The 12,395-nt window shown below is 36.2% G+C and carries 14 protein-coding genes and 1 riboswitch; of the genes, 11 read left to right on the forward strand and 3 right to left on the reverse strand.

Annotation, left to right across the window (positions count from 1 at the left end; translation table 11 throughout):
* Positions 1-28 precede the first annotated feature (28 nt).
* Together serA and ACVBAX_RS02435 are read right to left on the reverse strand one after the other, a co-directional pair.
* Positions 29-1,603, reverse strand: a complete 1,575-nt coding sequence (gene serA, locus ACVBAX_RS02430; protein WP_447115749.1) for a phosphoglycerate dehydrogenase — start codon at positions 1,601-1,603, stop codon at positions 29-31.
* A gap of 174 nt (positions 1,604-1,777) precedes the next feature.
* Positions 1,778-2,713 (reverse strand): manganese-dependent inorganic pyrophosphatase, encoded by a 936-nt coding sequence (locus ACVBAX_RS02435; protein WP_447115750.1) that lies wholly within the window; start codon positions 2,711-2,713, stop codon positions 1,778-1,780.
* Between the two features lie 156 nt (positions 2,714-2,869).
* Positions 2,870-3,004, forward strand: a riboswitch (FMN riboswitch).
* Between the two features lie 161 nt (positions 3,005-3,165).
* On the opposite strand from ACVBAX_RS02435, the gene ACVBAX_RS02440 reads away from it, so the two are divergent.
* Entirely contained in the window at positions 3,166-3,750 is a 585-nt protein-coding gene (locus tag ACVBAX_RS02440; protein ID WP_447115751.1) for an ECF transporter S component, read from the forward strand.
* Between the two features lie 43 nt (positions 3,751-3,793).
* Here ACVBAX_RS02440 and ACVBAX_RS02445 read toward each other — a convergent pair whose 3' ends face one another.
* Complete coding sequence (locus ACVBAX_RS02445) at positions 3,794-4,042, reverse strand: ferredoxin (protein ID WP_066047499.1); 249 nt, start codon at positions 4,040-4,042, stop codon at positions 3,794-3,796.
* Positions 4,043-4,287: 245 nt separating this feature from the next.
* On the opposite strand from ACVBAX_RS02445, the gene ACVBAX_RS02450 reads away from it, so the two are divergent.
* The 10 genes from ACVBAX_RS02450 to ACVBAX_RS02495 all read left to right on the forward strand — a co-directional run bounded on the left by ACVBAX_RS02450 (position 4,288) and on the right by ACVBAX_RS02495 (position 12,290).
* Positions 4,288-5,337 (forward strand): helix-turn-helix domain-containing protein, encoded by a 1,050-nt coding sequence (locus tag ACVBAX_RS02450; protein WP_447115752.1) that lies wholly within the window; start codon positions 4,288-4,290, stop codon positions 5,335-5,337.
* Positions 5,334-6,833, forward strand: a complete 1,500-nt coding sequence (locus tag ACVBAX_RS02455; protein WP_447115753.1) for a RecQ family ATP-dependent DNA helicase — start codon at positions 5,334-5,336, stop codon at positions 6,831-6,833. Before ACVBAX_RS02450 ends, ACVBAX_RS02455 begins: the two co-directional genes overlap by 4 nt.
* On the forward strand, positions 6,826-7,428 hold the full coding sequence (locus ACVBAX_RS02460) for a CPBP family intramembrane glutamic endopeptidase (RefSeq protein ID WP_447115754.1): 603 nt from the start codon (positions 6,826-6,828) through the stop codon (positions 7,426-7,428). Before ACVBAX_RS02455 ends, ACVBAX_RS02460 begins: the two co-directional genes overlap by 8 nt.
* Complete coding sequence (locus ACVBAX_RS02465) at positions 7,421-8,116, forward strand: LysM peptidoglycan-binding domain-containing protein (protein WP_447115755.1); 696 nt, start codon at positions 7,421-7,423, stop codon at positions 8,114-8,116. The genes ACVBAX_RS02460 and ACVBAX_RS02465 overlap by 8 nt, the downstream gene beginning before the upstream one ends.
* A 96-nt stretch (positions 8,117-8,212) precedes the next feature.
* Positions 8,213-8,671, forward strand: coding sequence for a YpbF family protein (locus ACVBAX_RS02470; protein WP_447115756.1), 459 nt, complete (start codon positions 8,213-8,215; stop codon positions 8,669-8,671).
* A gap of 79 nt (positions 8,672-8,750) precedes the next feature.
* The gene (locus ACVBAX_RS02475; RefSeq protein ID WP_447115757.1) at positions 8,751-9,383 is read left to right on the forward strand and encodes a CBS domain-containing protein; all 633 of its coding nucleotides are present in this window, start codon (positions 8,751-8,753) and stop codon (positions 9,381-9,383) included.
* Positions 9,384-9,445: 62 nt separating this feature from the next.
* Complete coding sequence (locus ACVBAX_RS02480) at positions 9,446-9,838, forward strand: hypothetical protein (RefSeq protein ID WP_447115758.1); 393 nt, start codon at positions 9,446-9,448, stop codon at positions 9,836-9,838.
* Between the two features lie 17 nt (positions 9,839-9,855).
* A complete protein-coding gene (locus tag ACVBAX_RS02485; RefSeq protein WP_447115759.1) occupies positions 9,856-10,638 on the forward strand; it encodes a metallophosphoesterase in 783 nt (260 codons plus the stop codon).
* Between the two features lie 80 nt (positions 10,639-10,718).
* Positions 10,719-11,627, forward strand: a complete 909-nt coding sequence (locus ACVBAX_RS02490) for a MerR family transcriptional regulator (protein WP_447115760.1) — start codon at positions 10,719-10,721, stop codon at positions 11,625-11,627.
* Between the two features lie 84 nt (positions 11,628-11,711).
* Positions 11,712-12,290 carry a genetic competence negative regulator gene (locus tag ACVBAX_RS02495; protein WP_430772989.1) on the forward strand — a complete coding sequence of 193 codons (579 nt, stop codon included), beginning with the start codon at positions 11,712-11,714 and terminating at the stop codon, positions 12,288-12,290.
* The last annotated feature ends 105 nt before the right edge of the window (positions 12,291-12,395 follow it).

Here is a 12,395-nt window from a genome sequence, read left to right on the forward strand (position 1 = left end):
ATCGGAGGAATATACCTCCGATCTTTTTTTATAGATTGATTCGATTAATTGATACGATATCATCAACCGCTGCAAGAGTAGCGATCTGGTGATCGTCTAAAGGCTTATCAAATGATAGAACCATGATAGCTTCTCCACCAGCTTGCTTTCTACCGACTTGCATGGTTGCAATATTTACCTCTTGATCACCTAGGATTTTACCCACTCTACCAACGACACCTGGGCGGTCCATATGCTGAATATAAAGCATATTACCTTCAGGTAGGAAGTCGATAACAAAGTCATTTAAGTACACAATTCTTGGTCCATAATGGTCAATGAAAGTACCTCTTACCGTAAACTGATGTTTTTCTGCTTTAGCTGTGACAGTGATGCTATTTGCATATCCAAAAGTATTTGTTGATATTTTCTCACCAATGGTAATTCCTCTTTCTTTTGCAGCTAGTAACGCATTTACTTCATTGACGTTTACGTCTATTCTATTTTTAAAGAATCCAGACAGGACCGCTTTTGTTAAGTAAGATGTTTCAAGGTCGGTTACTGTGCCAGAGTAAGTAATAGAGATTTCGTTTACTCCTTGTTTCATGCACTGTGACAAAATAGTTCCTATTTGCTTAGATAACTGGTGGAAAGGTTTGATCTTTTCAAAAATATCTTTAGACATTGCTGGTAGGTTAATAGAGTTTAGCACCGGTTTGCCTTCAAAATACATACGAACTTCTTTAGCCACCTGTGTAGCAACATTAAGCTGAGCTTCCTTTGTAGACGCACCTAGATGCGGTGTGACGATCACATTATCAAACTTAAACAATGGATGTTCTCCAGGCGGTTCTACTTCAAATACATCGATTGCAGCTCCTGCTACATGACCATTGCCAACGAACTTCGCCAAAGCTTGTTCATCAATAATTCCCCCACGTGCACAATTAAGGAAGTATACACCTTTTTTCGTTTTACTTAATGTTTCTTCGTTAATGAGTCCTTTAGTTTCTGGTGTTAATGGAGTGTGAACAGTAATAATATCTGCTTCTGCCAATACTTCATCCAAACTACCGTGAGAAACACCTTGCTTTATAGCACGTTCTTTGGTTAAGAAAGGATCGTAAACTTTTACATTCATTCCGAAGACTTTTGCTCTTTTAGCTAATTCAGAACCAATTCGACCCATACCAACGATACCAAGAGTTTTTCCATATAGTTCAGTTCCGATAAATGCATTTCGTTTCCACTCAAGATTTTTAACCGATTGATGGGCTTGTGGAATATTTCTCATTAAGGAGGCCATCATGGCAAACGTATGCTCAGCTGTAGAAATGGTATTTCCATCTGGAGCATTGACGACGATGATTCCTCGTTTCGTAGCAGCATTCACGTCGATGTTGTCGACACCAACACCAGCACGTGCAATAATTTTTAATTGAGGCATTTTTTTGAGCAGTTCTTCTGTAACAGTTGTTGCACTTCGAACTAGAAGCGCATCAATTTTTTCTAAATCTACTTCTGGATCATTAATTTTTTTCTGAATTAAAGTTCCTTCATTAAAATCTAATAAGGGAGATAGTCCTTCCTCATTTATTGCATCGGCTACTAGAATTTGAAACATTCAAAACACCTACCCAATTATCAATTTTCTGATTATTTTACAAAACGAACATTTATCTGTCAATGGACTCAAGCATTCAGATCGGACGATGTAAACGTTTTAATGATTTAAAGTCACGATTTTGTTATATTTTTTAACAAAAAGCGCAAACTTCTAAAGTTTGCGCTAATCATCCTACATTTTTGAATTGAATAGATCTGTAAGAACGGGTACGATTTGTTTTTTACGTGATACAACACCTTTTAACAAGGCTTTGTTATTTTCTAATGTTACACCGTATGCTTCTTCAACGGCTGATCGTGCATTACCTAATGCAAGAGCTGTTGAATCATTTGTTAAGATATCTGTTACAACAAATAAGAAAAGGTCTAGACCTTTTTCTGAAATGATGTTTGATAACGTTTCTTCTAGTTCAGTTTGTCTTGAGTATACATCGTTAATATCTACTGCATTCACTTGGGCAATTTCTACTTTACTTGCTCCCATTTGGAATTCTTTTGCGTCGAGGGATACAAGCTGCTGAATGGATTTGTCGCTTAAATCTGCGCCAGCCTTAAGCATGTCCAATCCATAGCTCTCTGCATCAACACCAGCAAGTTCAGCTAATTCTTTTGCTGCAGCTACATCCTCAGCTGTACATGTAGGAGACTTGAATAATAATGAATCAGAGATAATTGCAGAAAGCATAAGACCAGCAATCTCTGGACGAATTTGAACATTATTTTCTTTATAAAGCTTATTAAGAATAGTTGCCGTACAACCAACTGGCTCACAGCGGTAGTAAAGCGGATCGCTCGTTTCGAAATTTGCAATACGGTGATGGTCAATTACTTCTAAAACACGAACTTGTTCAATATCACTTACACTTTGTTGTCTTTCGTTGTGGTCAACTAGGATAACGCTGTTTACTTCACCAGCAACTGTTTCAACGAGTCTAGGAGCTTCTGCTTTGAACGTATCAAGGGCAAATTGTGTTTCTCCACTTACTTCCCCTAAACGAACCGCTTCCACATCCACACCAAGAGCTTTTTTTAATTCAGCATAAGCGATTGCTGAACAAATTGTGTCAGTATCAGGATTTTTATGACCAAAAATAAGAACTTTTTCCATGATTATCTCCTTTTAAATTAATCAATATCGTATGTACATATACTTTAATAATTTAACACAAATACAATAGAAGGACAAAAATTAATTCATTCAGAATGCAAACTTCTTCACAAAAAGTATGAACTCAGCTATAATTATGTGGAAAATATAATATTGGTCTATCTTCGGGGCAGGGTGTAATTCCCGACCGGCGGTAATGAGTGTAAACTTTAAGCCCGCGAGCCTTTTTTTTGGGCAGGATTTGGTGAGATTCCAAAGCCGACAGTATAGTCTGGATGGGAGAAGATGGAGGTTCTGCAGACGTTTAAAAATGAGAGTTTTAAACGTTTATTAAGCGTGACTTCTAAAACATCTCCCTCAAGCGACTTGCTTGAGGTTTATTTGTTAATGAGGTACGTGATGCTGAACCTTTCTTCTTTAGGTGAGATGGTCCTAAAAAAGGAGAGAGGGAAATGAAAAGTTTTAACGTAAGAACACTTGTATTGATTGGAATGTTAAGTAGCATCTCATATGTATTAATGCTTCTTAATTTTCCACTTCCACCTTTTCCACAGTTTTTAATGGTGGATTTTAGTGATGTGCCAGCTTTGATTGGTGCACTAATACTCGGACCAGTTGCTGGAATATTGATTGAGCTTCTAAAGAATGTACTTGATTACTTTTTAACAGGAAGTGCAACTGGAGTTCCTGTTGGCCATGTTGCAAATTTTGTTGCTGGTATTCTGTTTATTTTGCCAACATACTATATTTATCAAAAAGTGAAATCTTCAAAAGGTATGACATTTGGCTTGGTAGTAGGTACCATATCTATGGCAGTTCTTATGAGTGTGCTTAACTATTACATTATTTTGCCTGCTTATACATTCTTTTTAAATACGCCTGCTATGTCTGGCGAAGAAACAAGACAAATGATTGTTACGGCCATTCTTCCTTTTAACCTCGTTAAGGGGATTTTAATATCAGTTATTTTTATGCTTCTGTTTGCAAGATTGGGAACATGGATGAACAAACAAAAAGTGCAAAGCAGTGCAGCATAGTCATAAAAAAAGCAACGGCAAAGCCGTTGCTTTTACTTATTTACTATTCGAATTTAAGAGCGTCTCCATCAAATGCTTCATCAGCTACTTTAATAGAATCTGTTGGGCAGCCTTCGAACGCATCCATCATATCGTCTAATAGTACGTCTGGAATTTCAACGATACCTTGGTTATCGTCAAGAGTAACAAATGCAATGCCTTCATCATCGTAATCGTAAATGTCAGGTGCAGCTGCTCCGCAAGCACCACATGCAATGCAAGTTTCTTTGTCTACAATTGTGTATTTTGCCATGTAAAATACCTCCCAAAAATTAAACAAGTATATTTTATCATTCCCAAAATGCATTAGGAATGCATCCCTCATATCTTATTGTAAAACTGAATGGTCAACATTTCAATAGAAAAAGTATTGAGAATGCTTATCATATAAGGGTTTGACCATTTATGGCATTTTTTATTCATTAAATGCGGCTCATTTCATGCTACAATAATAGACATAAAAATACAAAAAAACCTACGTAGCGAAGGTGAAGTGAATTGATAAATATTCTTGAACAAGTCGTTCTCTATTGTTTATCAAAACTGGGTAGAGAAAGAAGCAGCTCAAGCGTGTTTCATTTATTAAATGGTAAAAAATCATCTCAAACCATACAGGACTCACATCTTTTTCAATTAGATTCCTTTTTTCATACAGCGCATCATTTAACAAGAGAACAATACGACAGCATTATAAGCAAACTAATAAAACATGAATTTATGTATATTTCTAGCGATCAGCAGATTGTCGTTAGCGAAAGTGGACAGCGATTGATCAATGAATTGTATTCAATGTATCCATTCTTGAAAAATTTGCAAGGAGGAAAATATCACAATTGCATGCAGTTTTGGGAAAGATTATCTTTGCTCGTCCAAGTATGTTCTAATCAAGTCAATAAACAAACCAGCTATATACCAGTTCAGAAGAATAAAGATATTCAAAATTGGATTAAGCATTTATTCGCAACATCGGTAGGAAACAGCAAAGACTTTCCTCATCAGTTGCTTAAGGAATTACAGTCATTATTGGAGTCTTTAGAGCTAGAGGTTGACCCAAGCGTATTAGTTGCAAGATTTTCGGGATTTCAATCAATAGGGTTAACGGAAATGCAAACGATAGAAATGCTTGGGATTGAAGAGAACAGCTATCGATTTCAATTTCAAGCCTTGCTTCATTATTTAATGAGGTCAATCGAGGAAAACCCTACAGCCTATCCGTTATTAGCTAGAATGATAGTTACAGATAAGCTTCATCATCTAACAGTTTCTGCAAAAAAAACATTCGAATTAATACAGAGAGGAAAAGGAATTGTAGAGATTGGCCGAATAAGAAAACTAAAAGAAAGTACGATTCAAGATCATATAGTTGAGATTGCCCTTTTCGTTAATGGGTTTAATATTGACCGATTTGTTGAAGAGCCACTTCAGGAAAGGATAAAAGAGGCGATTCAAAAAGCATCGTCAAAGCAGTTGAGGAAAATACGAGAAATAATAGATGTAGATTATTTTCAAATTCGATTAGTGATTGCGAAATTTGGTGACCTACTATGATGCTAGAGAATGAATTAAAAACACATTTTGGATACGATCAATTTAAAATAGGTCAAAAAGAAATTATTGAAGCATTATTACAAGGAAAGAATGTCCTTGCAATGCTCCCAACTGGAACTGGTAAGTCACTTTGTTATCAACTACCCGCTTATCTTATGGAAGGTGTTGTGGTAGTGGTTACCCCGTTGCTTTCATTGATGCAGGACCAAGTTGAACAGATGATGGCACGAGGTGAAAAACGAGTGGTAGCGATCAATTCTTTTCTAGAACGTGAGGAGAGAGGCAGTGTATTTGGTCGTTTGCATACGTATAAGTTTATTTATATCTCACCTGAAATGCTAATGAATGAATTTGTTGTTTCACAACTAAATAAGTTAGTAATCAGCCTATTTGTGGTAGATGAGGCACATTGTATATCGCAGTGGGGTTATGATTTTAGACCTGATTATTTAAAGTTAGGTGACATTCGTGAAGCTCTTGGAAGTCCTCAAACGATTGCTCTGACTGCCACAGCAGATCAGGAGGTTCGGTCCGATATTGTAAGAACTTTAAAGCTAGAGGAGTGGGAGGAGTTTGTTTCCTCTGTTGACCGTCCTAACATTAAAATGGTCGTAGACTATGTTCATGATGCAAGGGAAAAGCTTGAAAGGCTGTTGGAGTGGGTATCTTTTTTACAAGGTCCAGGGATTATCTATTTTTCTAGTAAAAAATTAGCCGAAGAAGTAGCTGTGATGCTAAGAGATAGTGGCGTTCCAAGATCAATGGCGTATCACGGTGGGCTTGACCAGGAAAGTAGAATACTTATTCAGCAGCAATTTATTAAAGGGCAGCTTGATGTAATTTGTGCCACTAGTGCCTTCGGAATGGGAATCAATAAAGAAAATGTTCGGTTTGTCATCCATTTCCATATGCCTTTACAGCTAGAGTCTTACTTACAGGAGATTGGGAGAGCGGGAAGGGATGGAGAGAATAGCATTTCAATTCTTTTGTATTCTCCTTATGATGAGCAACTTCCATACCAATTAGCAGAAGGAGAGCTTCCTACAGAATATCAAATTCGCTGGCTGTTTCAACATTTTGGAGACCAACTGCTTTATGAGTGGGAAGAAATGGAGGAAACCATTCGACATATTGGGGGATTTTCGGATACTTCCTGGAGATTAACAAAGGAATTTCTCCGTAGTCTATCTAACAGTATGGATTTAAAGATAGAGGAAGAACGGTTTATTGAATATGTTGACAATAGAAAAAAGCATAAAAGGAAAAAGATAGTGGAGATGTTGAACTGGATTCAGTCGAAAGAGTGTAAGCGCAAGAAAGTTCTTTCTTATTTTGGAGAAGTTACCCACGTGACCGTTGACGATTGTTGTTCTGTGTGTGGAATGGTTTACGATCACTACAAAATCAAATGTTCAGAAGTAGTAGAGAATAGGCCTTTTCAGTGGAAGGATTATTTGAAGGGCTTGCTTACGAAGAGTGGGACTAGTTATGAATAATAAATATGAAGAGTTGATTGATGAATTATCAGACAAGGAATTGTTAAAACATCTATACATGACACAAGTCATACTTGTAGTCCTTTCCATAGTTATAGGGTATTTTTTATTTGATAGTCTAAAGTCCTTTCTAGATCTCTTTGACTGGAACGACCCTTTTATCTGGTGGGTAGGAGTTCCTGCAGGATTACTTATCGTTTGTATTGATGCAATGTTTATGAAATTCCTTCCCTCCTCTTATTATGATGATGGAGGGTTAAATGAGAAGTTGTTTTCAAACAGAAAAGGATGGGAAATTCTCTTTATTTCAGTGATTGTTGCCACAAGTGAAGAGATTCTTTTTCGAGGGATTATACAAACTCATTTTGGACTAATTGTATCTAGCGTTATTTTTGCTGTTATCCATTATCGCTATCTATTTAATTGGTTTCTCTTTTTAAATATCACTCTGCTCAGCTTCTTTATTGGAGTTATATACGAGTGGACTGGAAATCTACTAGTCACTATTGCGATGCATTTTGTCATTGATGCGTTTTTGGGATTTATTATCAAAAGAAAAGAGAGGATAAGAGAGGAAAGTGAAAGAAATGAATAAAGAAGAGCCTATTAGAGATCAAGCAGAAAAACTTCGTAAAAGGATGAAGGATGTTGATCTTAAAGTAGAGTCGTCACAAGATGGAAAGGCTACCCTTTCAAATGATAAGCTTCCACCAAGGAGTAGAGTTCATAAACAAAAACAATTGAAAAAAAAGACAAAGATAAAAGTAAAGTATCCTCTCATACGCTTGCTAGGTATGTTTTTTATCTTATTGCCAATCGTGATTTTTAGTATTTACACGTATAACGATTCTCAAAAATCTTCAGTAAGTACGACGGTTGAAGAAAGTAAGGGAGCAGAAGCTGTTTATTATACAGATGCAGAAGAGGAGGTAGCGGTAGAGGAGGTAGAAAAAACGGAAACTAAAGAAGTCGTGACCGACGAGAATGTGGAAGCAGAAGGAGATACAGTTGAAGAATCAGTAAATGCTGACCAAGCTAATAGTAGCGAAACTGCTCAAGGAACAACAACAACTCCTGAAAGCACAACTAACTCAACTACAAAAGTAGAGCCGGTGGATCAAACCGTTGTTTACCATAAGGTTCAGCCAGGAGAAACTGTATTTAGAATCGCTATGAAATATTATAAATCACAGTCTGGTATTGATATTATTAAGAAAGCAAATTCATTGTCAACAAATGAAATAACGGTAGGACAAACCTTAACCATACCGCTAAGTAAGTAATGGGGCTTTGCCATATAAATGGCTGAGCTCTTTTTTTGTAATCATCATAAAATATCGGACAAGTTCATATTTATTTGATAAGGGAGGGTAGAAATAATGGAATCTGAAATTTTATTATTGGACAATCGAACGGATCAGGCTACCAGGCAAATGTTACAGAAAGTGATAGATAAAAAAAGAAAATTTGATAAATTAAAGCTTCGTCATTTACTTGTGATGTGGACGACCATTTTTCTCTGTTTTATTTATTTTTACTACCTTTATAAAGTGATATTAACACCTTACTCATATTCTTTTGCAGCCATGTTTTCAGTTTTTGTTGATCAATCAAGTAACCTCTATATGCTAGTCATTATTGTAGGCTTATATGGATTTATGAATTTACTTCGAGAAAAGCGTGAGAAAGCTGAAAAGGAATACCATGCACTTCGATGTGAAATCATTGATAAAAGTAAAGACCTTTGGAAAAAAGAAGATGAGTGGAAAAATCGTCACAAAGTATTTGAAATGATGAAGAAAAATTTTGACATAAATCTTTATCATGAAAGTAAGTAGGGGTTGAAGAAAAAGGATTCTTTGACCTTATTGTCGAATAAATTATGGAAGCTATTTACTCTTTCCTGAGGTGATTGACATGTTCGTAAAAAGTATTATGATACCAAAGCATCATTGTCATGTTGTTTCTCATCAAGACTCTCTGCAGAGTGCGCTTACTAAGCTTGAGGAAGAACAAATTGATGGGTTGCCCGTGTTAGATGGACACACTTATGTAGGAACGGTTACAAGATACAGCATTTATGAAAATTACTTTAAAAGCCAGCAAACAAAAGATGATTATTTAACAAATACAACCGTCTCTCAAATTGCAACACATCAGGATCGCTTTTTGGAAGGAAATGAAATCTTTGAGAATATATTGTTGGATTTAAAGGATTACCCCTTAGTGGCGGTAGTTGATGAAAATCGAAAGTTTTTAGGGGTTGTCACTCGTTCTGATTGTTTAGAGCAATTCGGTTCAGCGTTTGGCGTTCATCGCTCAGGAATTCGTATTGCATTTACCTCTGTGGAAACAGAGGGCAGGATTGCAAAATTAGCAGAAATTGCTCATCAATTTCATGAGCAAATTATTTCATTAGTAACTTTTGATGAAACGGATAAATTGGTTCGACGAATTGTCTTGAAAGTTGAAAAAAATAATAACATTGACAAGTTTGTGAAAAAGCTAGAGGATTTTGGATTTCGTATTCTAAACATATATGAAGATTAATTGTAAGATAAATGTGTAACAAGTTTGATTCCTCTCATACATTGTTTATGGGAGGGATTTTTATGTTTGTGAAAAAACTCATGAAACTTTTGTTCGGATATATATGTGGATTATTATTTATCATATGGATACCTATCCATTTTCCAAATACTTTATCTGATATTATTGTAGAGGTTGTATTGAGTCCTGTTCCTTTTATTGCTTCTATTTTAGCGTTTTTTATTGGATTTTTAATAAATGCTGACTTAATTAGGAACGGTATCGAAATGTTGGTTGTTAGCAGGTGGCGGGGGAAGTTGTTAAAGCTTGAATGTCTCTTGCTTTTTTTTGTGTGTTTAAGTTTTTATTTTTTATCAATGGTCTCTCTATGGCCAGCTGTTGCTTTTTTTTGTTTCTCATTGCTTTATGGTATGATTTCATTAGATTACGAGCTTCTTCGTGAAAGTAAAGAATAATATAAAGTGGAGGATATATGGATTTCCTATTTTATGCGTTAGTGTTTGTAGCTGTCTCTCTCCTTATTTTTATGTACAAAGAGGCATTTCGAAATAAAGTTCAAACCCATCATTTTACTTTTTCAGAGTTTCCTAAGAGCTTTGGTGAACTAAAGCTTTTTTTTATATCAGACATTCATAAGCGCATGATCTCTGACAAAATAATACAGGATGTGAAATCAAAAGGACAGGTAGACCTAGTAATCATTGGTGGTGACCTGCTTGAAAAAGGAGTCGATTTCCGGAAGGTAAGACAAAATCTTGCCATTCTCAAACAGTTGGGACCATTGTATTTTGTTTGGGGAAATAATGATTATGAGGTTGACTATCATGAGCTAGATGCTTTGCTTCTTGATAACGGAGTGAAGATATTAGATAATACAGCGGTTTCCTTTGAATCAGTAGCAGGGGAAGTGATGGTCCTTCTTGGAGTTGATGACCTTCAATTAAAGAGAGACCGGTTAGACTTAGCACTTCAGGATGCTAAAGAGGAGGGGTTTCGGATACTCGTCAGCCATAATCCCAGAATCACGGAAAAAATACAGGTGAAAGATCGGATCTCGTTAGTGTTGAGTGGTCATACACATGGAGGTCAAATTAGAATATTTGGGTTCGGACCATATGAGTTAGGGGGATTCCAAAAGTTAACAAACACCTCTCTTTTTGTAAGTAATGGCTATGGGACGACAGCTATGCCCCTAAGACTAGGAGCAAGAGCTGAAACGCATTTTATTTTTATTTCCAATAAAGACCCAGACTGATGTTAGCCTATACAAAGTTTACACATATTTTATATGAACTGTATAATGTGAGTAAGTTCGAGTTATACGGAGGAAAGACAATGGTGACAGAAGAAGGAAAATATAATATAAAAGCGGTCTCAAAAATGTTAGGAATTCAAGCAGGAACGCTACGTGCTTGGGAAAGGCGCTATCAGATGGTAGCGCCAAAAAGAAACGAATCGGGACACCGTCTATACACAGAAGAACATGTAAGGATATTAAGATGGCTCCAAGACAAAGTGTCTAAAGGGTTTACCATTAGTCAAGCTGTTACTTTACTTGAAAATAATGAGGTTGAAGAAAAAGAAGGTCTTCTACATGTTCAAATAGGTGGAGACCTATCAAGTGCCATGGCGGACAAGTTACTTCAATCACTACTTGCCTTTGACGAAAAGACTGCACACGATATCATTAATCAAGCATTTAGTTTGTTTACAGTAGATAAGGTAATGGTAGATATTTTGGGCACATTGCTAGTGAAAATTGGTGACTTATGGGAAAATTCTAAGATTACCACCGCACATGAACACTTTGCTTCATCTATTCTCCGATCAAGAATTGGTATGATCTTGCACTCCTTTCCGCATAATCCGATGATGCCAAAGGCCATTGCAGTGTGTGGGCCAGGTGAGTGGCATGAACTTGGCCTACTCATCTTTACGTTATTTTTAAGACGTAAAGGATTTGAGGTGATTTATTTGGGAGCAAGTATAGCAGAGAAAGATATCGATGAGGTTATTAAGATTGTAAAACCAAAATTTATCTTCTTTTCTTGCACAATGAAGGAAAATGTTAGAGGAACGCTACAACTCACAGAGAAATTGATAAAGAACTACGAAGACATACATATTGGATTAGGTGGGTTTGCATTTGATACCATTTCTGAAAAAGAAAACGTCAAATATCAGGAACACATTATAGGTACCTCGCGTAATAAGTGGGATAGTTGGTTAAAAACTAGAATGTAAGAAGGAATATCGATTAGACAATTCACCTTCCTGCAAGAATGTCATAAACTAAACAAACAGTTGTTCACAGCAGGGGGCTTTATAATGCGCTTAGAACGATTAACATATAATAAAATTAAAATATTTTTAACTATTGATGATTTATCTGAAAGAGGATTAACAAAAGAGGATATTTGGAAAGATTCTTTAAAGTGGCATCAATTGTTCCATGAAATGCTTGAAGAAGCTAGTGAACAATTTGATGTGGATATACAAGGAACGGTTGCGGTAGAAATCTTTACGATGCATACTCAGGGTATGGTCATGATTGTCACGATGGATGAGGAAGAAGAAGATACCTCTTTAGTGGATTCCTTTTATGATTTACAGGTAAGTGTAAAGGAAAAGCAGGACCTGATTTATGAATTTACCAATATTGAGTATGTAATTCAAGTGTCTCATCAGCTTAATGTACTCGGCTTTACTGGGGGAAGCTTATATGTAATGGATGACAGGTATTATTTTTGTATAGAAAATGTAGAGGACTGTAATTTCACGTTAGTGGCAGTTGTTCTATCTGAATACTCAAACCCTACTCTTGAAAGTATCCATCGCATAAAGGAGTATGGGAAAACAGTGATTGATCAGAAAGCGGTTGAGACTATTGTCCATTACTTTAAGTAATGGTCTGTCTCTGCCGTTTTTTTTCTAAAAGAATATCTTGAGATGAAAAACAGACACTAGTAAATAGTATTTAAACAGAAGGTGGAAAACCCCATTTAAGGCTGA

This window comes from Robertmurraya sp. GLU-23 (assembly GCF_052983275.1).

Bases quoted from the DNA above. Each gene is read 5' to 3' on its own strand.
- serA (WP_447115749.1), bottom strand. From the start codon at position 1,603: ATGTTTCAAATTCTAGTAGCCGATGCAATAAATGAGGAAGGACTATCT.
- ACVBAX_RS02435 (WP_447115750.1), bottom strand. From the start codon at position 2,713: ATGGAAAAAGTTCTTATTTTTGGTCATAAAAATCCTGATACTGACACA.
- ACVBAX_RS02440 (WP_447115751.1), top strand. From the start codon at position 3,166: ATGAAAAGTTTTAACGTAAGAACACTTGTATTGATTGGAATGTTAAGT.
- ACVBAX_RS02445 (WP_066047499.1), bottom strand. From the start codon at position 4,042: ATGGCAAAATACACAATTGTAGACAAAGAAACTTGCATTGCATGTGGT.
- ACVBAX_RS02455 (WP_447115753.1), top strand. From the start codon at position 5,334: ATGATGCTAGAGAATGAATTAAAAACACATTTTGGATACGATCAATTT.
- ACVBAX_RS02460 (WP_447115754.1), top strand. From the start codon at position 6,826: ATGAATAATAAATATGAAGAGTTGATTGATGAATTATCAGACAAGGAA.
- ACVBAX_RS02465 (WP_447115755.1), top strand. From the start codon at position 7,421: ATGAATAAAGAAGAGCCTATTAGAGATCAAGCAGAAAAACTTCGTAAA.
- ACVBAX_RS02470 (WP_447115756.1), top strand. From the start codon at position 8,213: ATGGAATCTGAAATTTTATTATTGGACAATCGAACGGATCAGGCTACC.
- ACVBAX_RS02475 (WP_447115757.1), top strand. From the start codon at position 8,751: ATGTTCGTAAAAAGTATTATGATACCAAAGCATCATTGTCATGTTGTT.
- ACVBAX_RS02480 (WP_447115758.1), top strand. From the start codon at position 9,446: ATGTTTGTGAAAAAACTCATGAAACTTTTGTTCGGATATATATGTGGA.
- ACVBAX_RS02485 (WP_447115759.1), top strand. From the start codon at position 9,856: ATGGATTTCCTATTTTATGCGTTAGTGTTTGTAGCTGTCTCTCTCCTT.
- ACVBAX_RS02490 (WP_447115760.1), top strand. From the start codon at position 10,719: ATGGTGACAGAAGAAGGAAAATATAATATAAAAGCGGTCTCAAAAATG.
- ACVBAX_RS02495 (WP_430772989.1), top strand. From the start codon at position 11,712: ATGCGCTTAGAACGATTAACATATAATAAAATTAAAATATTTTTAACT.